At 38.3% G+C, this 23,652-nt stretch carries 17 protein-coding genes; 13 read left to right on the forward strand and 4 right to left on the reverse strand.

Features of this window, described 5'->3' with window-relative positions; genetic code table 11:
• The first annotated feature begins 457 nt into the window (after positions 1 to 457).
• The 5 genes from H5117_RS00455 (at position 458) to H5117_RS00475 (ending at position 6,414) form a co-directional block, all read left to right on the forward strand.
• Positions 458 to 2,125, forward strand: coding sequence for a methyl-accepting chemotaxis protein (locus tag H5117_RS00455; protein ID WP_182735941.1), 1,668 nt, complete (start codon positions 458 to 460; stop codon positions 2,123 to 2,125).
• A 106-nt stretch (positions 2,126 to 2,231) separates the two neighbouring features.
• Positions 2,232 to 2,747: a MarR family winged helix-turn-helix transcriptional regulator gene (locus H5117_RS00460; protein ID WP_231388420.1), complete on the forward strand. Its 516-nt coding sequence runs from the start codon at positions 2,232 to 2,234 to the stop codon at positions 2,745 to 2,747.
• Between the two features lie 133 nt (positions 2,748 to 2,880).
• Positions 2,881 to 3,630, forward strand: coding sequence for an RIO1 family regulatory kinase/ATPase (locus tag H5117_RS00465; protein ID WP_024596279.1), 750 nt, complete (start codon positions 2,881 to 2,883; stop codon positions 3,628 to 3,630).
• A gap of 314 nt (positions 3,631 to 3,944) precedes the next feature.
• Positions 3,945 to 5,297 (forward strand): magnesium transporter, encoded by a 1,353-nt coding sequence (locus tag H5117_RS00470; protein ID WP_182735942.1) that lies wholly within the window; start codon positions 3,945 to 3,947, stop codon positions 5,295 to 5,297.
• 55 nt (positions 5,298 to 5,352) lie between these two features.
• Complete coding sequence (locus tag H5117_RS00475; protein WP_024598984.1) at positions 5,353 to 6,414, forward strand: DUF21 domain-containing protein; 1,062 nt, start codon at positions 5,353 to 5,355, stop codon at positions 6,412 to 6,414.
• A 32-nt stretch (positions 6,415 to 6,446) separates the two neighbouring features.
• Here the strand turns inward: H5117_RS00475 and H5117_RS00480 are convergent, their stop codons facing one another.
• A complete protein-coding gene (locus tag H5117_RS00480) occupies positions 6,447 to 7,052 on the reverse strand; it encodes a TIGR04211 family SH3 domain-containing protein (RefSeq protein WP_002958928.1) in 606 nt (201 codons plus the stop codon).
• A gap of 307 nt (positions 7,053 to 7,359) precedes the next feature.
• On the opposite strand from H5117_RS00480, the gene H5117_RS00485 reads away from it, so the two are divergent.
• The 4 genes from H5117_RS00485 (at position 7,360) to H5117_RS00500 (ending at position 12,664) form a co-directional block, all read left to right on the forward strand.
• Complete coding sequence (locus H5117_RS00485) at positions 7,360 to 8,883, forward strand: CYTH and CHAD domain-containing protein (protein ID WP_024596277.1); 1,524 nt, start codon at positions 7,360 to 7,362, stop codon at positions 8,881 to 8,883.
• Complete coding sequence (locus H5117_RS00490) at positions 8,884 to 9,549, forward strand: START domain-containing protein (RefSeq protein ID WP_154903669.1); 666 nt, start codon at positions 8,884 to 8,886, stop codon at positions 9,547 to 9,549.
• A gap of 87 nt (positions 9,550 to 9,636) precedes the next feature.
• On the forward strand, positions 9,637 to 10,446 hold the full coding sequence (locus tag H5117_RS00495) for a phosphate/phosphite/phosphonate ABC transporter substrate-binding protein (protein WP_024596275.1): 810 nt from the start codon (positions 9,637 to 9,639) through the stop codon (positions 10,444 to 10,446).
• Positions 10,433 to 12,664, forward strand: coding sequence for an ATP-binding protein (locus H5117_RS00500; RefSeq protein ID WP_182735943.1), 2,232 nt, complete (start codon positions 10,433 to 10,435; stop codon positions 12,662 to 12,664). Before H5117_RS00495 ends, H5117_RS00500 begins: the two co-directional genes overlap by 14 nt.
• Before the next feature lie 39 nt (positions 12,665 to 12,703).
• On the opposite strand, the gene H5117_RS00505 is transcribed toward H5117_RS00500, so the two are convergent.
• Complete coding sequence (locus H5117_RS00505; RefSeq protein WP_182735944.1) at positions 12,704 to 14,221, reverse strand: S10 family peptidase; 1,518 nt, start codon at positions 14,219 to 14,221, stop codon at positions 12,704 to 12,706.
• A 363-nt stretch (positions 14,222 to 14,584) separates the two neighbouring features.
• On the opposite strand from H5117_RS00505, the gene H5117_RS00510 reads away from it, so the two are divergent.
• The 4 genes from H5117_RS00510 (at position 14,585) to mrcB (ending at position 20,090) form a co-directional block, all read left to right on the forward strand.
• Complete coding sequence (locus H5117_RS00510) at positions 14,585 to 15,808, forward strand: diguanylate cyclase domain-containing protein (protein WP_002958922.1); 1,224 nt, start codon at positions 14,585 to 14,587, stop codon at positions 15,806 to 15,808.
• Positions 15,809 to 16,019: 211 nt separating this feature from the next.
• Positions 16,020 to 16,358, forward strand: a complete 339-nt coding sequence (locus tag H5117_RS00515) for a P-II family nitrogen regulator (protein WP_004587162.1) — start codon at positions 16,020 to 16,022, stop codon at positions 16,356 to 16,358.
• Positions 16,359 to 16,367: 9 nt separating this feature from the next.
• On the forward strand, positions 16,368 to 17,597 hold the full coding sequence (locus H5117_RS00520; RefSeq protein ID WP_024596272.1) for an ammonium transporter: 1,230 nt from the start codon (positions 16,368 to 16,370) through the stop codon (positions 17,595 to 17,597).
• 150 nt (positions 17,598 to 17,747) lie between these two features.
• Positions 17,748 to 20,090, forward strand: coding sequence for a penicillin-binding protein 1B (gene mrcB, locus H5117_RS00525; protein ID WP_182735945.1), 2,343 nt, complete (start codon positions 17,748 to 17,750; stop codon positions 20,088 to 20,090).
• A gap of 230 nt (positions 20,091 to 20,320) precedes the next feature.
• On the opposite strand, the gene H5117_RS00530 is transcribed toward mrcB, so the two are convergent.
• Both H5117_RS00530 and hemL read right to left on the reverse strand, forming a co-directional pair.
• The gene (locus H5117_RS00530; protein ID WP_154903663.1) at positions 20,321 to 22,162 is read right to left on the reverse strand and encodes a methyl-accepting chemotaxis protein; all 1,842 of its coding nucleotides are present in this window, start codon (positions 22,160 to 22,162) and stop codon (positions 20,321 to 20,323) included.
• A 179-nt stretch (positions 22,163 to 22,341) separates the two neighbouring features.
• Entirely contained in the window at positions 22,342 to 23,622 is a 1,281-nt protein-coding gene (gene hemL / locus H5117_RS00535) for a glutamate-1-semialdehyde 2,1-aminomutase (protein WP_024596268.1), read from the reverse strand.
• Between the last annotated feature and the right edge of the window lie 30 nt (positions 23,623 to 23,652).

Below are 23,652 nucleotides of genomic sequence, written 5' to 3' on the forward strand. Positions count from 1 at the left end.
ATTTGGTACTAGGAAGATAGGGTTATTATATGTTAATAAAAAATTAATCTCTACATATTAATTTAACCTTGAGGTCAATGTTTATACTCGCTTACAAATAATCTAACTCGCTGCAATTAAAACTAATTGACTTAAATAAAAGCAGTAAGGCTACGTGGATATTATTTATAGAGAGTGTTTTAAATAATGGATAAACGTTGGATGAATTATTTTTATTAAGACTAAGGTCTCTGCGTTATTGGTGTCTAAAATGCCGAGTTGGGATTATAATATGGCTAAGCTGACTTCTAACTAACTTGGTCCTACCTAATTTTACCTATGCTTTTCTTAATATAAGTTTAAAGCGATATAAATGAGCGAAGTTATTTTGGGCAAATAAGTAAATCTGCAAACTATATTCGTTTTGCTAGATTTTAGTTGTTGCTGCACACACACCTTTATTCACCTCGGAGAAAAAATGAGTAATTTAAGCTTGAAAAACAAATTGCTGTTACTAGCTATTTTACCGCTAATGCTACTTTTAATCAGCTTAATGCTGAGTTCTTATTATTTAGAGAATAAAAATCAGCAACAAAATTTTGAAGCATTTCAAACTAAGTTAATAAGTGACAAGCAAACGTTACTAAGTACCGAAATTGAAATTGCTAGCAAAATTGTTCGCTATCAATTAGCAAATGGCTCTGAGCAAGATGCTAAAAACGCTTTAAGAGACTTAACATTTGGCCAAGGTGGTTACTTTTTTATATACGACACCAATGGCATTAGTGTTTTTCATGCATTACTAGGTGATGCTATTGAAGGGCAAAACAAAATAGGGATGACTGACCCTAACGGTAAAAAAATAATAGTGGGCTTATTAGAGCAAGCTAGAAAAGGCGGTGGCGCTTTTAACTATCATTTTCAAAAACCAAATACCACAGGCTTAGTTGAAAAGATGGGCTATGCAGCAATGATACCAGGCACAAACTGGATGATTGGTACTGGCGCATATATGGATGATATAGACGCAGAGCTACTTAAATACCAAACAGCAATGCAAAAGCACATGAATGATAAGGTAATGACCTTATTATTAATTGCTTTATTTTGGGTTGTTTTAACAATTATATGTGCGTTAGTTGCCGCAAATACAATGGTAAAACCAATACAGCGCATGGCGCAAAGCCTTGACGATATTGCAAAAGGTGAGGGCGACTTAACCAAGCGTCTAGACATTGATACTAACGATGAAATAGGCCAACTTGGCGAAGCATTTAATATGTTTGTAAGTAAGCTACATGGCATTATTGCTAATGTGGTTGATGTAACACACGATGTAAAAACAGCTTCTGGTGACATAAATACACAAACACGATTAATTGAAGACAAGTTACTTAATCACAATCATGAAACAGATCTTGTTGCGACGGCTATTACCGAAATGTCGGCTACTTCTCATGAGGTGGCTCAAAATACAAACCAAGTGGCAGAGTCAACTCAAGCGGCAATGCAAGAAGTTGCTAAAGCTCAAGAGTGTGTTGATATTTCACTCAGTGAGGTGTCCAATCTAATGGGCGAGATAAACCTAGCCGCTGAACAGGTTGATTCACTCAGTGATCAATCTAAAAAGATTAATAGTGTACTAAGCGTAATTGGTGGAATTGCCGAGCAAACAAACTTACTTGCACTCAATGCTGCAATAGAAGCTGCGCGAGCAGGTGAGCAAGGCAGAGGGTTTGCAGTTGTAGCCGATGAAGTAAGAAGCCTAGCAAGTCGTACTCAAGTTAGCACACTAGAGATTAGTGAAATGTTGAGTGAGCTACATAATTTAGTATCAGATGCAGTTGCAGCAATGCAAGCAAGCCAAAGTAGTTGTAATCGCTCTGTTGAATCCTCTCGTGCTATTTCAGAAAGTTTAGGCGCTGTAACAAGCTCAGTTAGATCAATTAACGACATGAGCACACAAATTGCGACAGCGGCGCTGGAGCAAAGTAGCGTTACAGAAGAAATAAACCGTAATGTATTTGCTATTCAAGAAATAGTTAATGAGCTAACTATTTCAAGTAAAACCACCTCTTCAGTTGGTCAGCATTTAGCTGGGCGTGGTGAAAGCTTAGGACACTTAGTTGGCCAATTTAAAATTTAACAAAGCTTAAAGCCCTACACTAAAAGCCGCTAATAGCGGCTTTATTTTTGTGGGCGATTTTTTATAAAAATTATTGAATTTTTTGTATGCGTTAAGGTCTATCAGCATGCAAATATACTTATACAGTGGAATAACCATGCAAAACATGCCATCAATTAAACGTTGTACTCGAGAAGAGTTAGCGCCAGAGCAAGATTTGGGGCGTTTAGTCTCTTTTTTACGTTCGAGATTAGCCATTCATGTTGATGCCAAGTTACTTCCTATGGACTTAACTTCTGCGCAATATATTGTGGTTGTACTACTTGCGAGAGAGTCGGTTAATACGCTTGCAGGACTTTGCGAGTATATGGTTTATGATCGTGGCGCTATGAGCCGCTTACTAAACCGACTTGAAGAAAAAGGACTCATTATTAAAACGCAATGTGAGCTTGATAAGCGCTCAACTATTTTGTGTTTAAGTGAAAAAGGTAAAGCTCTTTGTCCTGAAATTATGCCTGTAGTGAACGAAGTCTATGCGCAAGCATTAAGTGGTTTTTCGGAGCCAGAAAAAAACCAAATAATCGACTTACTATTCAAAGCTATAAATAATCTTGATTCACTGCCAGACTCCCCCCAAAAGTAGATTATCAATAAAATAGCGATACTGTTTCAATAGAAAGTTAGCGTGCTAATTAGTTGATCTGATTGTGCGCAGAATCTAACTTTGATAATATAGTTGCCTAGGCAATTAAAGTTATCATCTTGTTAGGTTTGTTATGATTGAAAATAATTTGTTAGTACAATTACAACAGCAATTTCCAGAACATACTTTTATGCAACATCACTTAAGTGTTGTCCATAAGGGACGTTTTGCTAACGCGATTGTGTATCGATATAAAGATAATGAATTTGATTTAATTGTTAAAGATTTTAGCCAAAGCCCGTGGTTTATCCGCAAAACATTTGCACGAATGTCGGTAAATCAAGAGTACAAGGGGTTAAGCCGTTTAGCTGAGCTTGACGCAGTTGCTAACCGCTTTTGTAGATTGTCGCCGATAGCGGTTGCTTATAACTATATTGAAGGCACGCCACTGCGCGCTTTAATTCATGAAGACAAAACACTACCTGTTAACTTTTTTAGTGAGCTTGAGCGTCAAGTAGCAAAAATGCATCGCAAAGGCATCGTGCATTTAGACTTGCGTAATATGGGTAATATTTTATGCGGCGCAGACGGTAAACCTTATTTTATTGATTTTCAGTCCACTATTAGCTTTTCTCGTTTTCCACGTTGGTTGCAACGCTTTATGCGAGGATCTGACATGTCAGGCGTATATAAAGCATGGAATAAATTGGGTGAGCAGCCTCTGCCACAAAAAAAGCAAGACTATTTAGAGCGCTTTAATCACGTGCGTAAACGCTGGATTTTTAAAGGTTACCCAATACAGCGTGGCTATGCGTGGGGCACTGCACTTATTACTCAATTTGTAGATTCTGACTTAGTACGAAATATTACTGATAGACTTTAACTTAAAGCATAAACCGTAATTTAAAAACACCTAATTCATTGTGTGATTTTGCCCATATTAGCCTAGCTAATATGGGATTTTTTTTATTATAAGTAATCCCTTTAGTTTGTTTACTTGTTGTTTAATCCCTCAAAAATAATTCCTTTTACTGTTTTTTTAATTTTTTTAAATAAATATTAGTACTGCATTTAGTTTGCCCATACAATGCGCAAAAATAGCTTGCGCATACTTAATAAGTTCACGTTTTTTCTGCAATTTTTTATTGTTCAAGTAGACTATAAATAATGTGCGCTTTTAAATTTTAAGGTTTTAAGATGATTGAGTATCCGGTAGACCAACTTCCACAGCTCATAAATGATTTATTGCAATGCGATACAACAGAACGCAAAAATAAATTATTAGCAGATGCGCAGTTAACGCTTTCAACAGAGCACCTGTCATTACTTTTTGAGGCGATACCAAAAGAACAACGACTTGAAATTTGGCAGTTGCTTGATGAAGACACGCAACACGAAATTTTTGTTAATTTAAGTGAAGATAGTTGTTTGTGGTTGCTACAAACGCTAGAAGACAATGAGGCTTTTAAACTTCTTGATGAAGTTAATGTAGAAGAGCTACTGGAACTTGAAGAAGTTATACCAGAGCGATTTGTTGAGTATGCAAAAAAGCAACTCGATGAAGCGCAAACCAAACAATATGATTTAGCGCAGCAATACCCGCCAGAGCAATTAGGTCACTGGTTAGGTTTTGACTTTTTAAAAGTATCGGAGAAGCTAACAGCCGGTGGTGCTAAAAAATTGCTACATAAAGGTTTACCGCAATACAGTGAAGTTATTTATTTAGTAAGCCGCAAGGGTAGTTTAATAGGTGAGGTTGCGGTAAATGATTTAATAAAAGCCAGCGACACCGATAATTTAATAACATTGGCAAATCATGACTTTTCATCGCTCCATGCTGATGATGATTTATATGAAGCGGCAGAAGTGGTGATCCACAGTGAAAAAATGGCACTGCCAGTGGTTAATGCTGATAACAAATTACTTGGGCGATTAACCATTGCCTCTGCTTATGAATTACGACAAGAAATTGCTGATGAAGCAGCCGCTAAAGCCGGTGGTTTACGTGAAGACGAAGACCTGTTCGCAAGTGTGCGAAAAAGTGCTAAAAACCGTGGCATATGGTTAGGTATTAATTTAGCTACTGCCTTTTTAGCGTCGTGGTTTATCGGTTTATTTGGCGCAACGATAGAACAAGTTGTAGCACTAGCGGTATTAATGCCAGTGGTCGCTTCTATGGGGGGAATTGCAGGTAGTCAAACATTAACCGTTATTGTGCGAGGTTTAGCGCTTGGACAGGTTACAGATTCAAACCGTAATGCGTTGCTTAAAAAAGAGCTGCGTGTTGGCGCTGTAAATGGCTTGGTATGGGCGTTTGTAATCGGCCTACTTACCTTTTTATGGTTTAACGACTTAATGCTTAGTATTACGATTACGGTAGCCATATTATTGAATTTAGTGGCCGCGTCACTAGCAGGTGTTGTTATTCCGTCTATTTTAGACAAAATGAAAATTGATCCTGCGTTATCTGGTTCGGTAATTTTAACTACCGTTACCGATATTGTTGGGTTTGTTACCTTTTTAGGTTTAGGCAGTTTATTGCTTTTATAAGCCTTATACCAATTCGCTTAATTAAGTGAATTGGTATTACTAACAGGAAAATACAATGACCTTTGAAGTCATGATTTGGTGTGCAATTGCTTTGTGTATTTCACAATCGGCAATATTTTCGGGCTTAAACTTAGCGTTTTTTTCACTAAGTAGGCTTCAGCTTGAAATGGAAAGTGCAAAAGGGAACGAGGCGGCCATAAAAGTCATGGCCCTTCGAAACGACTCTAACTTTTTATTGTCGACTATTTTGTGGGGTAACGTAGGTATTAACGTACTACTTACACTACTTTCTGATTCGGTATTAATGGGCGCAAGTTCGTTTTTATTCTCAACTATCGCAATTACTATTATTGGTGAAATAACACCACAGGCTTATTTTTCGCGTAATGCGTTAAAAATGGCGAGCCTACTTTCGCCGTTAATTAAGTTTTATCAGATTCTGTTTTATATAGTTGCTAAGCCAACTGCTTTAATTCTCGATGCATGGTTAGGTAAAGAGGGGATTACGTACTTTGCTGAAAGTGAGCTCAGGGGTATTATTCGCAAACACATAGAGGCTGAAGAAGCTGATGTTCAACACGTTGAGGGAATAGGCGCGCTTAACTTTTTTAGCTTAGATGAAATAAGCGTAACCAAAGAGGGTGAGGTAATTGATCCAGACTCGATTATTGCTTTGCCTACTAAGCTTGATTTGCCTATTTTCCCAGACCTTACATTAACAACTGATAATGAGTTTTTACGCAAACTACATAAGTCAGGTTATAACTGGGTGATCATTACCAATGAAGACGGTTGGCCTTTATTAGTGGTAGATGCTGACGGCTTTTTAAGATCAGCGTTATTTGAGCCAGATACGTTTGACCCTTATCACTATTGTCACAGACCTATAATTGTTGCTGATGAAGCGATGCGTTTAAGTGAAGTGATTTTAAAAATACGGGCTAATCATTCTTTAGATAAATCGTTTGATGGGGCCATTGATCACGATGTGGTATTAGTGTGGAGCGATGTGAAACGCATTATTACCGGCGCTGATATATTTGGTCGGTTGCTCAAAGGTATGAGTGCACCAAAACTCGAACTGCATGAAAATACAGAGAATAAAAAGCCGCTGTAAAGCGGCTTTTTTGTATTTAGTTGGATGGAGCTTTACGCCCAACCTTCGTAGCGCTTACGACGTGACAGCACTATCGTTAATATAATACCTAAAAACAGGCCTAAAAACGCAATAGCACCACCGTAAGTAAGTAGCTGGCGTTTCTCTTTTGAGCTAGCAGCTTCTTTTTGAGTGCGCTCTTGCTCTAGCGTTGTTTTAAGCTTAGTAATTTGAGCAGATAACTGCAGATTTTGATCTGTTAAAGTTTGGTTTTGTTCTTGTAGCTGTGGAAGTTCTATTTGAGCTTGGCGTAGCTTTTCTTGCATAGTGCTCATTTCGCTACTTAGTGTTTTGTACTGTTGGTGTAAGCCCGCTGTTTTAGTAATAAACTTAGTTTCTATCCAGCCTTCGCGGTCTTTATCATCTTTAATTTTTATAAAGCCGTTTTCTTCATTTGATAACAAGGTTAACTTTGTTCCAGCATCTACAGAGCCGAGTAGTCGATAATTTTTACTCGCCCCAGAGCGCATAAAAGTGTATAGATTATCGATAATATAAGCGGTGTTTGCATTCGTTGAATTTGCAGGTTGTGCTTCTTGTGCATAACTCATGAATGTGGTGGCTGTTAAAAGTAGCCCTAATAAACAATGTTTTAGCATTTATCTACCTTGTTGATCTAACTGCGTCCGTTATGAACGTGATTTTTATTTCACATAAGTAGTTAGATAGTATGGATTAAATAGATCAATAGCAAGACTGATATTGTAACCCAGTACGGTAACGCAGGAGTAGTTATCGAGTCCACTAGGTTACAAGCCTCACGCTGTGATTAAATTGCTCCTAGATAGAACGAATTTTAATCCGCAAAGGTCATCAAGCCCTAAAATAAGGTTAAAAAATTTGCATTGTTAAGGCGCTTTGTTTATTTTGAGCACTTATTTATTTTAAAGGTAATCCGCAAACCGAATGGATACTGAGATAGAACTGAAATTTTTGGTATCAGATGCCGTTATTCCACTGATCCCCTCGTTAATTACTCAATTTGCAAAAACGGTGAAGAATAAACCGTCTCGCAGCTTACAAAATGCATACTACGATACGCCAAGCAGAGAGCTTAGAGCGCTTGATATAGGCTTTCGAACGCGTTGTTCTGACAGCGAATGCGAGCAAACTATAAAGCTTGCAGGTGAAGTGGTAGGTGGTTTACACCAACGTCCAGAGTACAATTTACCAATTGAATCAAGCCGCCCTAATTTAATGGCGTTTGATGCTGATATTTGGCCTCATGGCATGCAAATAAGCGCCATCTCAAAAAACTTGTATCCAATATTTAGTACTAACTTCATTCGTCGTACTTGGTTAATTGAAACCGAAAGTGGCGCTAAAATTGAAGTCGTACTCGATAAAGGTGAAATTGCGGCTTCGGGTAAAATTGAAATTATTAGCGAGCTAGAAATTGAGCTAGTTGAGGGCAGTCGTAATGAGCTGTTTGCATTTGCAGATATACTAGTTAGCCAAAACTGCATACGCTTAGGTTTGTATTCTAAGGCCGCGCGTGGTTATCGACTTGCTGATGAAAAACCTTTAATGCCAAGCAAATCTATTGGTTTTGTACAATTACCAAAGTCGACTACTCAAGAGCGTGCTTTAGTTGAAGCCATGAACTTTGGCATTCGCTTTGTACAAAAGCACGAGCAATGCTATTTCGATAAGCCAAGTTTAAAAACACTTAAACGCGTAACTGACGGCATCAGTTTAATCCGCCATACTTTTTGGCTATACGACGATATAGTATCTAAAGAAAGTACAGAGCACTTACGTACCGAACTTAAATGGTTATTAAGTGAATTAGCGTGGGTAGAAAACGCGATTCAATTAAAAACGTACACGTCTAAACGCCATGCTTTTTATAAAAAAATTAATGCGGCGCCAGCACTTGCTCAAGTCATTGGAGACTTAAAAGAGTTACAGCCAAGCATTGACGATATAAATGCACTGTTTCACAGCGCACGTTATAATCGTTTATTACTATCGTTAACTACCTGGTTAATCGATAAACAATGGCGTAAAGACTGGGGGCAAGCAGAGCTTCAAGCGGCTGAGCAAAATGTGTCGTCTATTGCCAATAGGCTTTTCAATAAAGACTGGAAAAACCTGCACGAGTTGCTTCCAAAGGAGCAAACACTCGATGTCGCTTCGTATTTAAACCTACGAACTCAGCTTGAAAATAGCCTACTGAGCGGTAACTGTTTAGGATCGTTATTTGATAAAGAAGAACGCCTAGAGTTTAGATTGCCTTGGCTTGATATTTCTCATGGTATTTATGAATTAAGTACGCTTGAGTATTTAAAGCAATTATGTGCAGGGCAAGAGGACGAACAGCTTGCTAAAATCCAGTCATGGCTTGAACAAAAGTCTGAATATTTGGTCAGTGCCATGGAGCAAAGTCGCCTTGCTTCACTTGACATAGAACCTTACTGGCAAAAATAAATGATGCGCTTTTGTAATAAAATTCAGTTGCAAAAGTGTTTATTCGTTATTTTTTTATTAGTTAGTTTTAACACTTACGCTGAGCCCATATGGCATTTGTATAAAAACAAAAATGGCGTAAGTGTGTATTATCAAAGCCACAGTGATAATACCTTTGAAGTAAAAGCGCAGATGAGCGTGAAAGGCGTATCCACCAATGAGTTTTTAGAATTACTTAGTGATACCGATGCCGCACCCCAATGGCTCGAAAATATATCTCAGGTAAAGGTTATTAAGCACATAAGCCCATCAGAAAATTTAGTGTACAGTTATTTTAATTCTCCTTGGCCTGTTAGAGATAGAGATAGCATTACTTATTCTTGTTATTCACAGTTGACTGCAAATAAAAGCCAATTGCTTATTAAGGCTCGCCCTAATAAGCAGCCCAAAAACAATGGCGTTATAAGAATTACCACTTTAAATGCACGCTGGCTGCTGAGTGAGGACAAAGGCCGCCTTGATATTGAGTACCAAGTATATGCTTTGCCTGATGGGGCAATACCTACTTGGCTAAGCAATAAGGTCGGATTGAAAAGTACTTACATCACATTTATGAACTTGCATCATATGCTCACAGATAAAAAATACACTCCAAAACTACCTGTAATCAAAGCAGGTCAATGCTAAATATCGAATATATAATAATTTAATGGTGTGTTGAGTAGTCTTTAACTACGCTTAAGCAATAATGACACGCTATTATTTGGAGAATTGATGAAGTATTTAGTGGCTATATTATGTTTGATACACAGCTCATTCTTATTAGCTCAAGAATATACCTTTGGTGTAGTGCCGCAATACGAGCCGCAAAAGCTAAATACTATTTGGCAACCTTTGTTAAAGCAAGTAAGTAAGCAAACGGGAATAACAATAAAGCTAATTACAGTTGAGTCTATTCCTGTATTTGAAAAAGCCTTTGCTAATGGCGAGTACGACTTTGCATACATGAACCCATGGCATAGTGTTGTAGCATACGAAAAACAGGGATATTTACCATTAATAAAAGATGCAGGGCGAAAGCTGCAAGGTATTTTGCTCGTAAACAAAGACAGTGATATTGATAATTTAAGCCAACTAGAGGGCGCTGAAATAGCATTCCCTGCACCTAACGCATTAGGTGCGTCATTATTAATGAGAGCTGATTTAGCATTGTTATACGGGCTAACAATAAAGCCTGTATATGTCCAAACTCATCCATCGGTATATTTAAATGTAGCACTGCACTCAACAATGGCGGGCGGTGGTGTAATGGGCACATTTAAACAACAACCAGAAAGCTTACAAAATAAACTCAAAATTCTTTATAAAACGCGTGAAATTAGTCGCCACCCAATTGTAGCCCATCCAAGGGTTGATCCTGCAATACAGTTAAAAGTGCAACAAGCTATTTTAGATATAGGGCAAAGCCCAGAGCATAAACATTTACTTGCAGGTATCCCAATTATTAAACCTAGTATTGCAACTTTAGCAGAGTATCAGCAGTTAACTCAGTGGGGCTTGCGCTCATTTTATGTTGAAAATTAGAGGGTTTCGTAGTTTAAGGGCGCAAAGCTTTATTGTTGTATTGCTTTGTGGCTTGCTTATGGCATGTCTTTTTATGTTTTACGCATTACCTGAACAAGCGCGTTGGGTAAACGATGGCCTTTCAAAGGCTGCTCAGCGTTCTTTAGCGCAGTTATCGACTTCTATAACGACTCCGTTGTTAACTAGGCAATATGCAGAGCTATATGAAGAAATAGACAGTCAACTTCAAACTCGCCCTAATTGGAAAAGTATTAAAATTGTTGACGTTGATTCAAAAAACCAATTGTATCCGCTTGAGAATTGGGTTGGAGCAAATGAAAACGGCGACATGCTGTTATCTCAACAGGTGGTATTTTTAGACAAACCGCTGGCTAATATTAGCTTGGTTGTTAATTTTACGAATGAAATTAACGAATCTTCAAAACTTCATTACACCTTAATATATATACAATTTATTATTTTAGTTATCGTTTTTATAGGTTTAGCTTGGCTGGTGGATTACAGGGTTACATCGCCTTTGAGGACGCTAAAACTTGGGTTTTCACGTTTAGCCAAAGGCGACTTTGATTGCCATATAGATAAACAACAACAAAATGAAGTGGGCAGTGTAATAAATGCATTTAATAATATGGTTGATGAGGTTGCGAATAACCATCAAAAATTAAATGCATTACGAATTCAAGCTGAGTCTGCAAGTAAAGCAAAGTCAGATTTTATGGCCAGTATGAGCCACGAATTAAGAACTCCATTAAATGCAATTTTAGGCTTAGCCCAGCTGTATGGATATGATGAGAATGCTAATAAAGTACAAAAAGAAAACGCGAAAAGCATTTATCAAGCTGGAGAACATTTACTATTACTCATAGACGATGTGCTTGATTTAACAGCTATTGAGTCGGGTAATATGCAGTTTAGTTTTTCTTATGTGCCTATTAAAAGCATATTAGAAGAGTCAGTAGAGCTTGTCACTGAGCTTATTAAAGGGCAATCAATAACACTGCAAACTCACGGTTTTGAGTCCTTAGAAGGGTTGAGTATTTATATTGATCAGCGCCGCTTTAAACAAGTGATGCTTAACTTGCTTTCAAATGCGATTAAATACAACAAACCAAATGGCAGTATTAATATTAATTGTCGGGTGTTAAGTAATAAACAATGCGAAATAGATGTAATAGATACCGGATGTGGATTTGCTCCAGATGATATTTCTCGCTTATTTAAACCTTTTGACCGTTTAGGCGCTGAAACCAGTAAAGTAAATGGAACCGGTATTGGTTTAGTGATAACTAAGCAGCTGGTAGAGCGTATGCAAGGGTCTTTGAGCGCACAAAGCGAGCAGCACAAAGGTTCTTGTTTTACGCTAAACTTTAACAGTTTTGATCAAACTGACTTGCCAGCACAAGTGCAAGCCCCTCAAATAACACAGCAAAGCTTAAATGCGGTAACGCTTCCTACGCTTGAGGTTTTAGTGGCAGAAGATCAAGTTACAAATCAGCAAGTGTTAAAACAGCAATTAACTATGCTTGGAGTGTGCTCTACTTTTGTAAGTAACGGTGAGCAAGCTTGGGAGGCCATACAAAATAAACGCTTTGATATTTTACTAACCGACATTCAAATGCCCTTACTCGATGGGTTAGGGTTAGCCAAAAAAATACGAGAAAACACTCATTTTGATGAACTGATTATAATTGCAATTACGGCCAACATTACCAAAAACAACATAGATAATTGCTATAGTTGTGGAATGAATGGCTTTTTAACAAAGCCTATTGAGCTTGTTAAATTAAAGTCGTTATTGATGGAGCATTCTCAAACTATGGTCAATACACGTTCAGAAAAATCAGATGGTGAAAATATAGCTTCAGATAGTTTTGATCAATTAGATATTACGCTACTAAAAGCAATGCTTGGTGATGATCCTACTGTGCACTGCATGGTATTTAATGCGTTTTTACAAACAGCAGGGGAGCAAATTAAATTAGCTAACGCGTATGCTAAGAGTAAAAACTATGTTGATTTAGCTTTTCAGGCTCATGCATTAAAGTCGTCTTCAAAGTCTGTGGGGGCTATTGAGTTGGCAAATATATGCCAACAGATAGAAACACAGGCAGAGAGTGAAATAGTTAAAGGTGATTATATACAGCAGCTGGAAGAGTGCTTTAACGATGTAGTCACACAACTTAAAAGCTATTGTTTACGATATGAAAAACGCACATAAAAAATGGCTCTTAAAGAGCCATTTTTTGTTTTAGGTATATTAGTATTTAGCCGCTTGCCCTTTTTTGGGTAAAGCGTGCTGTATAAAGTCACGTAAATCGTTGTTAGAGCTTTCTAAGTCAGCGTGGCGAAGATACATCATGTGTCCACTTCTGTAGCCTTTAAAGCTCAAACGGTCTTTCATTTTACCGCTTGGATCTAATTGCCATAATGTATATTTAGCGTCAAAGTAATTGGTTGCACCATCAAAGTAACCTGATTGGATCATCACGTTTAAGTAAGGGTTTTGCGCCATAGCTAAACGTAGGTTTTCGCCCGTATTATTACCGGTTCTATCCCATGGGTGAACATTACCAAATAAATTATATTTTACATCCGTTTTATAGTTTAGCTCTTCACGCAAGTAGTGATTAATTGCAGGAGTGAAAGAGTGTAACCAAGAGGTAAGTTCAGCCCAGTAGTCTGGGGATTCACCCGCGTCTCTTTTATCCATTCCTAAATAACGAGAATCTAAGCGACCCACAGTTCGACCACGTTCACGTAGTAGCTCTTTCCAGAAAAATTGAGTTGGAATATCCAAGTTATTTTGTTCAACAAATTTTTCTGATAAGCCAGCGTAGTGCGCCATTTTTGTAATAATTCGACGTTTTTCTTCAGCATTAATAAAGCCCCCCTTAGCAAGCGCTGGGATTAACTCATTTACAGTAAACTCTTCAACTTCAGGTAATAACTCGTCTAGGTCTTTAGCTTGTAAATCGGCTTTAAGTGCTTTGTGATACCAAGCAGTGGCTGCAAAGTAAGGTAAGCGGTTAGCGGCTTTAATCGGACCATCGCGTTTAATACCAATATCGGTAGGGGATACTAGTACAACACCGTTTATGTACATCCATTGACTATTTTGAAGCTCATGAGCAAGACCTGACACGCGTGTTGTACCGTAGCTTTCACCAATTAAAAATTTAGGCGAGCGCCAGCGCTGTGCTCTATTTACAAAGGTATTTAACCACTCAGCAAGGTATTTAATATCGGCATTAACACCAAAAAACATTTCTTTTTGTTGGGCTTTAGAAGGAAGTTCGCCTTTTTCGTTTTCAAGTACGCGAGAATAGCCTGTATTTACAGGGTTTACGTAAACAATATCGGCAATATCAAGTACAGAATATGGGTTGTCTTTTACGCCATAAGGTTGAATTGGATAGCCTTCGTCATCAATTTTTAATACGCGAGGTCCAGTATAAGCAAGGTGCATCCATACAGAAGCCGAACCTGGCCCGCCATTAAATGAAATAAGTAACGGGCGGGTTGTTCTGTCGTCAACTTTGTCGCGGGTGTAGTAGGTGTATTGCAGTGTAGCAACCGCGTCGCCTTTATCATCCCATACAGGTTGTGTACCTGTAGCAACAGTGTAGTTAAAACGTTGACCGTTGATTTTAGCTTTATGTTGAGTAACAACTTTGCTGTCTACATCAATACGACGTTGGTTATCGGCAAGTGTACTTGTACTGATTATTAATGCAATAACGGTTATCGGTAAACTGATAATACGACTAAGCTTCATTAGGTGTCCTTATTATTGTTGATACATCATTAAAGATAAAAATGAGTTAAATAACAAAAGTATTGAGACTAGTGGCCGATAATACTGGTTAAGTAAGGTATTAATACATTGAAAGGCGCGTATTAATCGCTTTTATAGTTATTTTGGATTTACTTTCTTTATTTAGTTAATTGCAAAATTCAGGTATATTGCGGCCTACTTGTATTGATTTTTTATACAGGCTATCACCAAAAAATCTAACGGATTACGCTTTCAAGCACATAAGTGCACTCTACACCGGATGTTTATGACTAATGCTATTGCAGTAATTGCGTGCTATTTGTCGTTTTGTGGTAAAACTAATTAAAGGTAAAGAGAAGCTTTATGCAAAGAGTATTAGTGGTTGAAGACAGTAAAGTAGTGCAGCAGGTACTTCGCCACTTAACTGCACAATACCTTGATGTGGCAATCGATTTTGCTTGGTCTTTAGCTGAATGTGCCACTTACGTAGAAAAATACGACTATACGCTTGCGTTAGTTGATTTAACCTTGCCAGATGCTCCTCACGGTGAAGTCGCAAAATATACTTTATCTAAAAAGATTCCTACGGTTGTTTTAACCTCAAAAATAGATGAGTACAAGCGCCAACAAATGCTTGAATTAGGTGTCGTTGATTATGTTATTAAAGATAATCGCGACTCTTACCATTACGCCGTTAAACTCGTTGCGCAATTGCTAAGAAACCAAGGTTGTAAAGCATTAGTAGCAGATGATTCATTACTGAGCCGCTCGTTAATGAAGCAAATGCTTGAAAAGCAATTGTTTGATGTGACAGATGCCCACGATGGACAACAAGCACTCGAAATATTAAAAGCTAATCCTGATATAAAGCTACTTATGACCGACTACGCTATGCCTTCTATGGATGGCTTTGAACTTGTTAAAGCGGTACGTAACTTTAGAGGCCGAGACGACTTAGCAATTATTGGCTTGTCGGGCGCGGGGAAACATGGCCTATCAGCGCGATTTATTAAATATGGCGCCAATGACTTTTTAACAAAGCCATTTATGAATGAGGAGTTTCATTGTCGAGTACTTCAAACAATGGAGCAACTATCGTTAATTTCAGATATTAAAGAAAGCGCGCATAGGGATCATTTAACAGGGCTTCATAATCGACGCTATTTTTATCAATATGCAGAAAAGCTCCTTAAAAGTAAAAACCAGAAAAATACTCTCGCATTGTTAGATATCGATTTTTTCAAAAATATTAACGATACATTAGGCCATGAGGGTGGCGATCAGGCTTTAAAGCAGGTTGGTTCATTAATCCGCACTACGTTTTCAAAGTTTACAGTTGCACGGGTTGGTGGAGAAGAGTTTGCCATAATATTACCTGAGATAGAGCTTGAACGTGGTCGTGAATACTTTGAAGCATTTAGAAAAAAGCTGGCTAGTTACGATTTTTCTATCAGCGATAAATCAATTAAAATTACTACAAGTATAGGCTTGGCAGACTTTCAAGACACTAGCTTGACGCAGGCAATGCGTGTTGCTGACAAAGCATTATACGAAGCTAAAAACCAAGGAAGAAACTGCGTGGTATAGCTCTGTTATATAAAGCTAAGCATGCAATTAATATATTGCACGCACCAATGTAGATAACTTGTTAAATTAACGCACCTAATTGGTGCGTTTTTTTTGTTATTTAGTTTCTGTTTTTCACTAACTTATTGTTTTAAAAAATATAAAAATAGTGGCACAAAGGTTGGATTGTTTAACCCAACAGGATAACAATAAAGAGTCCGAGGGGGCCGCTATGAAAATGATTAGTGCAATCATAAAACCATTTAAATTAGACGACGTGCGTGAAGCACTCGCTGATTTAGGAATTGAGGGGATGACAGTAGTTGATGTTAAAGGTTTTGGACGTCAACGAGGTCATACTGAGTTATATCGTGGTGCAGAATACCAAGTAGATTTTATTCCTAAGATCAAACTTGAAATTGCAACTCGTACTGAAAATTGTCAACGCGTTGTTGAAGCAATTACTAAAATTGCATCAACAGGTAAAATCGGTGACGGGAAAATTTTCGTGTACGACTTAGATCAAATTGTTCGTATCCGTACTGGCGAACTTGACGAAGAAGCAATTTAAGGGGGTCTCATGGAAAATACAATAATAGAACTAAAGTTTTCACTCGATACCTTCTATTTTTTAATATCAGGTATATTAGTAATGTGGATGGCAGCAGGTTTTGCCATGTTAGAAGCGGGCTTAGTTCGCTCTAAAAACACAGCTGAAATTTTAACTAAAAATGTCGCGCTGTATTCAATTGCATGTACGATGTTTTTATTAGTTGGCTACAACATTATGTATGTAGACAATGCCGAAGGTGGTTTTATTCCTTCAATAGGCGCTTTAATTGGCACACAAGCTGCTGATGCTGACCATTCTTTAGAATCTGATTTTTTCTTCCAAGTAGTATTTGTTGCAACGGCTATGTCGATTGTATCGGGTGCAGTTGCTGAGCGTATGAAGCTATGGGCTTTCCTTGGCTTTGCTGTAGTACTAACTGGTTTTATTTACCCTATTGAAGGTTACTGGACATGGGGTGGTGGTTTCTTATCTGAAATGGGCTTTGTAGATTTTGCAGGTTCTGCAATTGTACATGGCGCAGGTGCAGCTGCTGCACTAGCGGGTGTACTAATCCTAGGTGCTCGTAAAGGAAAATATGGTAAAAACGGTGAAATATACCCAATTCCAGGTTCAAACTTACCACTTGCTACACTAGGTACATTTATTTTATGGATGGGTTGGTTTGGCTTTAACGGTGGTTCTCAATTACTACTTTCGGATAAAGAAAACGCAACTGCGGTAGGTCAAATATTACTTAATACTAATGCAGCTGCTGCAATGGGTGCTATTGCTGCACTGTTTGTATGTAAGATACTTTGGGGCAAATCAGATTTAACCATGGTATTAAACGGTGCATTAGCAGGTTTAGTTGTAATTACTGCTGACCCACTTTCACCTTCTCCATTAATGGCATGTTTACTAGGTTTACTTGGTGGCTCATTAGTTGTGTTTAGCATTATAGCACTTGATAAAGTTAAGATTGACGATCCAGTAGGTGCTATCTCTGTACACGGTGTGTGTGGTGCATTAGGTATTATGTTAGTACCGCTAACCAATGGTGATGCAAGCTTTGTTAATCAGTTAATTGGTTTAGTGTGTATTCTTGCCTTTGTATTTGTAGCATCATTTATTGTTTGGACTGTGCTTAACAAAACAATGGGTATACGAGTAACTGAAGAGGAAGAACTAAACGGTATGGATCAACACGATTGTGGTATTGAAGCCTACCCAGAGTTTGTTTCTGTTCGAAATAGCTAATAGTTTATTTAAATAATAGTGTATTTACATAAAGCCCTACTTCGGTAGGGCTTTTTTTGTTTCAGGGGGGGTTAACTTTTCGGATGTTAGGATATGCCCAATATGCTAAGCTCACACTCGTGAATAACCCTTGGAATAAATTACACTTAAATGGCCGACAATAAAAAAACACCTACCAGCAAACCTGCAGCTAAACGTGCTAGTAAAACGTCAAGCACGACAAAAAAAAGCACATCAAAGGGCAGTAAAAAAACAGTGAATCCCACTGTTAAACGCTCTTTTATGAGAAAAACATGGTCAGTGTTTTGGAAATTCAGCTTGGCTGTTTTTATTGCAATGGCAATGTATTTCATTTATTTAGATTCAAAAACTACACGTATATTTGAAGGTAATAAATGGCAACTTCCAGCGCAAGTGTATGCTCGTTCTATGGAGTTCTATCCGGGGCAATTTTTATCAAGCCAAGAAGTTGTGTTTGAGTTAGAGCGTCTACATTATTCATCTGTTAATAGATTAAGCAGAACAGGGCAGTTTGTTAAAACAGCAGATAGCATCAAGATTTATCGCCGTGATTTTGAATTTTATGATGGCCTTGAAGAATCACATATTATTGAACTTCGTTTTGCAGGGCAAAAAGTTGCGACTATTAAAGATAAGTTCGGCAGGCGTTTAAACTCTGCTCGCCTAGAACCTGTGCAAATAGCGCGAATTGGCAACGACTCTAAACAAGATAGAGAATTTGTACCGCTAGATAAGTTCCCAGCCATGCTTAAAGATACGCTACTGGTAGTTGAAGACCGTGATTTTTATGATCACCATGGTGTGTCGGTGTTTTCTATTTTACGTGCGCTTTATTCAAATATTAAAGCGGGACGCACCGTTCAAGGTGGCAGTACGCTTACTCAGCAATTAGCTAAAAATATTTACCTCACGCGTGAGCGTTCTTTAGTACGAAAAATAAATGAGGCCTTTATTGCCCTTATTTTAGATTATCGCTATTCAAAAGATCAGATATTAGAAGCTTACTTAAATGAGGTATACCTAGGGCAGTCATACAACCAAGGTATCCATGGTATGGGGCTTGCCTCTGACTTTTACTTTTCAAAGCCTGTAGACGAGCTTGAGTACGATCAAATTGCTCTGCTGGTGGCAATGGTTAAAGGCCCATCTTATTACAACCCACGTCGTTATAAAGAGCGCACAATGGAGCGCAGGGACTTAGTGCTGCGTCTAATGGTCGAAAATAAGTTACTTAGCACAAAAGAGTACCGTGCATCGCTTAATCGCCCAATTGATATTGCGCCAATGAAAGCCAGTTTACAAAAATCATACCCAGGCTATTTAGAGCTAGTAAACAGAGAGTTAAATGAATTATTACCTGATCAGCAAACACTTGATGCAGGCGTAAGAGTATTTACTTATTTTGACTTGCAAAAGCAAACAGCAATGGAAGAGTCGATTGAAAAGAGTTTACCGTACTTGGAAAATCGCCCTAGAACTGAAAAACTAGAAGCAGCCATGATCTCTGTTAATGTAGAAAAAGGCGGTGTTTCTGCACTTATTGCTGGTCGCGATGTTCGATATTCAGGATTTAACCGTGTTTTAGACACAAAACGTAATATAGGCTCGCTTGTAAAACCTGCCGTGTATTTAACCGCACTGCAATTGCCACATTATAATTTAGCTACTTTGCTTGATGACTCGCCAGTACAGGTCACAAATGAGCAAGGTAAAGTGTGGCAACCAGAAAATTTTGACCACCAATACCGTGGTGCAATTCCACTTTATAAAGCATTTAGTAACAGTATAAATATCCCAGCGGTTAATTTAGGCCTCGATGTAGGTGTTGATAAAGTAGTAAATACATTGAAAGGTTTAGGCGCAACAGGGGCGATAGACGAATACCCATCGCTGCTTTTAGGGGCTGTTGAAATGTCGAGTTTTGAAGTGGCTCAGCTTTATACAACAATTGCTGCAGATGGCGAATATAAAAAGCTCACTGCAATTTCGGCATTAACTGACTCTGTTGGTAAAGTACTTTATAAGCATAAAGTAAATGCAGAGCCTCGTTTTGATAAATCTGCAATGTATATGACCAAATACGCGATGAAACGCGTAACGAAAGATGGCACTGCTAAACGCTTAAATTTACACTTTCCGTCAATCCAGCTCGCTGGTAAAACAGGGACCAGCAACGATTTACGTGATAGTTGGTTTGCAGGCTTTGATCAAAATACAGTGACTGTTGCGTGGCTTGGTCGAGATGACAACAAAAGCACTGGTTTAACAGGTAGCGTAGGCGCATTAGAAGCATATATTCGTTACTTAAAGCCGCTTAACCCACAAGCAATAGCTGATACGCGTCCACCATCAATACGCTGGGCATTTGTAAATGAGCAAACGGGTAAGCAGGCACCACCAGGATGTGGCAAGGTGATTCAGCTACCGCTTAGAGCGAGTGAGTTCGAGCCTAGGCCGCAATGCATACGTTAGTTTAAGATTACTTTAAACAACAAAGCCGCTTATTTAGCGGCTTTGTTGTAAGTTGTAGTTAACGTAATTATACCAATCCGTAATAATACTTAATCAATTTGAGGGGTTAAATCTGACGTTAACTACGTTAAAAATTTCTGATATAGAACAACTAAATAACGAAATTTTTGCCTTGTTATCGACACGATTTTCTTCCCTCAAAATAGATCACTTAATTAAGCGAATTGGTATTAAGATTTAAAAAACTGCATTGATTTGGTTAAATCATTAGATAAGCGACTTAATTGCTGTGCATCTTGTAGCGTTGATTGAGCCGATGTTAGCGTTTGATCTGCTAAATTACTCACCTCTTGCGAATCATTCAATGCTTGTGTTGTTGCATTTGATTGCTGTTTAACACGCTCTGCAATTACTTCACCTTGATGTTTAATATCGCCCATACTTTGCTCTGCACTTTGCAATACTTCATTGGTTTGATTGGCTGCTTTTACTGATTGCTCCATTTTTTCAACACTTGAGCGCATTTTTTGCTGGGTGTCGTCAGATGCTTGTTGTAAAGAGCTAATAATTTGATGTATTTCTTGGGTTTGTGTTTGTGTACGCTGAGCAAGTGTTCTTACCTCATCAGCTACAACGGCAAATCCACGGCCATGCTCGCCGGCTCGCGCGGCTTCAATAGCGGCATTAAGTGCAAGCAAGTTTGTTTGATCGGCTATTTCACTGATCCCTTTACTTACTTTACTAATTTCCTGGCTATCTTGTGCTAGTTTATCGAGCGCTTGTTGGCTCTCTGCAAATTCAATTTGGAGGTCTTGCATATATTTAGCAAGCTCCATTGTATTATCTGAACCTTGTTTCACATGAGCTGCAGCATTTTGTGCGGTAAGCGTAGCTTGATGCGCTGACTCTTCAACTGCAAGTGCGTTTTGAGCCATATCGCTTAGTGCATTATAAATGGCATTGACTCGAATTTGCTGTTTTGAAACATCATTGCTTGTTTCGCTACTCGCATGTGATAGCGATTTAGTTGCGTCGCATAGCTCTTCTGTACTTGCTTTAACATCAAATAATAAATGTGAAAATGCATTAAGTAATGCATTGTAGCGCGATGCAATAATTCCCATTTCATCATTAGTGCTCGAATCGATAGTGGCATTTAAGTCGCCATTCGCGGCTCTATTCGCGGCATCAGCAAAGCGATTAATGGTATCAACAACTGCAAAATAAAAACCAATCATCAAATAAAATGCAAATAGCAAACTGATCAATGAAGCAGCTAAAACAAGATTTCGTGTCCACTGTTGAGTTTGCAGTTTTGCCTCAATAAGGCTCTCAAGGGTTGGAATGCTCTTACTAACAAGTTGATTAATACTGCTGTGAACATTGTTTGTTAGTTTAGTAAATTCTGATTGAGTTAATAGAATATCGTCTGGCTCAAGTAGTTTTTCATCTATCGCGTTTTTAAATGCACCCACAGCACTGTGTAAACTAGTTAAAGGAGGCATGAGCGCTTTGTTTACTGATTTATCTGCATTGGTGGCTACATTGAGTATTTTATCGAGTTGTTTTTCGTATAAAGGAAGTGACTTACTAAAATTTGAAAGTGCTATAAACGTATCGGGCGTAAAACGGTTACTAGCTAAAACAGTATTAGCGCTTTGCGCTGTTGAGTTTATTTGCATTATAAGTGCAGGAATTGGCGTGACTAAAGAGCGGTTTACATAAGCGCTTGCTAATTGACTGTCTAAGGCTAGATTTGATTGAATAGAAACAAGTTCAAGTACTTCATTTGCTTGTGTGTCTTTTATGTCAAAGCCGAGTGAGCGAGCTATTTTTATATTTTGATTCGTATCTCCCTGCATTTGATTTGAAAGTATAGCTCTGTAGCCTTTTAAGCCTTGCTGCTGCATTTTTGAAACAGTAATACTTTCACTTAATAACGAGACTAAAAAAAACAAACTAAGTGATAGAGGAACGAGTAAAATTCCAAACATTAAGCTGATTTTAGTTTTGTATTTTAAGTTTGCCATTAGCTGGATAGCGGGAAAAGAAAATTGGCGTAATCCTGACATAAGGCTCTCTTGTATTTTTTGTAATAGAGTAAAGGTGAATAGACCTTGTTATGCTTAATTATCATTCATTTATAGTACACTACAAATAAAAAAAGCCCTTTCGGGCTTTTTTCAATCTTTAGTCTTAATTACATACTTAAAAACAAGTGGTTACAAATGTATAAATAGTAATTTTTAGCTTAAAGTTTAGCAAACGAGCGTTCCGCTGCCGCTATTGTGTCTTTTACTTCTTGCTCAGTATGCGCAGCACATACAAAACCAGCCTCAAATGCTGATGGGGCAAGGTAAACGCCTTCTTCAAGCATGAGGTGGAAAAAACGTTTGAAGCGCTCTAGGTCACACTCAGTTGCTTGCTTGTATGTCGTTACTTTTTCAGCATCAGTAAAAAAGAATCCATACATGCCGCCCGCATAGTTAGTTGTTAGCGCAACACCGGCTTTTTTAGCACCAGCTTCAAAGCCTTCACAAATTGCTTTTGAAATAGCTTCTAACTTATCGTGAAGGCCAGGCTCACTTAATAGCTCAAGTGATTTTAAACCTGCAGCCATTGCAATAGGGTTACCAGAAAGAGTACCAGCTTGGTAAACTGGTCCTACAGGCGCAATGTAATCCATTATTTCAGTTTTACCACCAAACGCGCCAACTGGCATGCCGCCGCCAATTACTTTACCTAAACACGTAAGATCTGGTTTAATGTTGTAATAAGCTTGTGCACCGCCAAGTGCAACACGAAAGCCTGTCATTACTTCATCAAAAATAAGTACTGATTTATATTCGTCACACACATCACGCAAACCTTCTAAAAAGCCAGGCACTGGTGGAATACAGTTCATGTTACCGGCTACTGGCTCTACAATAATGCAGGCAATTTCGTCTGCGTATTTTGCAAAAATAGCTTTTACTTCATCTAGATTATTAAACGAAACTGTAAGTGTATGCTTAGCAAAGTCTTCAGGAATACCTGGAGAATTAGGCACACCCATTGTTAGCGCACCAGAACCTGCCTTAACTAATAACGAGTCAGCGTGACCGTGGTAACAACCTTCAAATTTTAATATTTTATCGCGACCGGTAAAGCCACGTGCTAAACGAATTGCACTCATTGTTGCTTCAGTGCCTGAGCTAACCATGCGTACTTTTTCGATTGATGGAACTAGCTCTTTTACTTTTTCAGCCATTAATATTTCGGCTTCAGTTGGTGCGCCATAGCTAAGGCCATTTTCTACAGCTTCGTGTACAGCTTGTTTAATTGCAGGGTGATTATGGCCCATGATCATAGGCCCCCAAGAGCCAACATAATCAATGTAACGATTACCGTCGGCATCAAATGTAAACGCGCCTTCTGCTTTTGTAATGAATAGTGGCGTACCGCCTACACCATTAAAAGCACGAACTGGTGAGTTTACGCCACCAGGAATAGAAGCTTGGGCGCGTTCAAATAAGTCTTGGCTAATTGTCATGAAAAATCCTATAAATTGTCACTTAAAAGA

The sequence above is a fragment of the Pseudoalteromonas sp. SG45-1 genome (assembly GCF_014164135.1).
Lineage (GTDB): Bacteria > Pseudomonadota > Gammaproteobacteria > Enterobacterales > Alteromonadaceae > Pseudoalteromonas > Pseudoalteromonas distincta.

Excerpts from the sequence above, each read along its gene's own strand:
- H5117_RS00460 (WP_231388420.1), top strand. The coding sequence starts at position 2,232 with ATGCAAATATACTTATACAGTGGAATAACCATGCAAAACATGCCATCA.
- H5117_RS00480 (WP_002958928.1), bottom strand. The coding sequence starts at position 7,052 with ATGCTAAAACATTGTTTATTAGGGCTACTTTTAACAGCCACCACATTC.
- H5117_RS00455 (WP_182735941.1), top strand. The coding sequence starts at position 458 with ATGAGTAATTTAAGCTTGAAAAACAAATTGCTGTTACTAGCTATTTTA.
- H5117_RS00530 (WP_154903663.1), bottom strand. The coding sequence starts at position 22,162 with ATGTCAGGATTACGCCAATTTTCTTTTCCCGCTATCCAGCTAATGGCA.
- H5117_RS00495 (WP_024596275.1), top strand. The coding sequence starts at position 9,637 with ATGAAGTATTTAGTGGCTATATTATGTTTGATACACAGCTCATTCTTA.
- H5117_RS00470 (WP_182735942.1), top strand. The coding sequence starts at position 3,945 with ATGATTGAGTATCCGGTAGACCAACTTCCACAGCTCATAAATGATTTA.
- mrcB (WP_182735945.1), top strand. The coding sequence starts at position 17,748 with ATGGCCGACAATAAAAAAACACCTACCAGCAAACCTGCAGCTAAACGT.
- hemL (WP_024596268.1), bottom strand. The coding sequence starts at position 23,622 with ATGACAATTAGCCAAGACTTATTTGAACGCGCCCAAGCTTCTATTCCT.
- H5117_RS00485 (WP_024596277.1), top strand. The coding sequence starts at position 7,360 with ATGGATACTGAGATAGAACTGAAATTTTTGGTATCAGATGCCGTTATT.
- H5117_RS00520 (WP_024596272.1), top strand. The coding sequence starts at position 16,368 with ATGGAAAATACAATAATAGAACTAAAGTTTTCACTCGATACCTTCTAT.
- H5117_RS00510 (WP_002958922.1), top strand. The coding sequence starts at position 14,585 with ATGCAAAGAGTATTAGTGGTTGAAGACAGTAAAGTAGTGCAGCAGGTA.
- H5117_RS00505 (WP_182735944.1), bottom strand. The coding sequence starts at position 14,221 with ATGAAGCTTAGTCGTATTATCAGTTTACCGATAACCGTTATTGCATTA.
- H5117_RS00465 (WP_024596279.1), top strand. The coding sequence starts at position 2,881 with ATGATTGAAAATAATTTGTTAGTACAATTACAACAGCAATTTCCAGAA.
- H5117_RS00475 (WP_024598984.1), top strand. The coding sequence starts at position 5,353 with ATGACCTTTGAAGTCATGATTTGGTGTGCAATTGCTTTGTGTATTTCA.
- H5117_RS00515 (WP_004587162.1), top strand. The coding sequence starts at position 16,020 with ATGAAAATGATTAGTGCAATCATAAAACCATTTAAATTAGACGACGTG.
- H5117_RS00490 (WP_154903669.1), top strand. The coding sequence starts at position 8,884 with ATGATGCGCTTTTGTAATAAAATTCAGTTGCAAAAGTGTTTATTCGTT.
- H5117_RS00500 (WP_182735943.1), top strand. The coding sequence starts at position 10,433 with ATGTTGAAAATTAGAGGGTTTCGTAGTTTAAGGGCGCAAAGCTTTATT.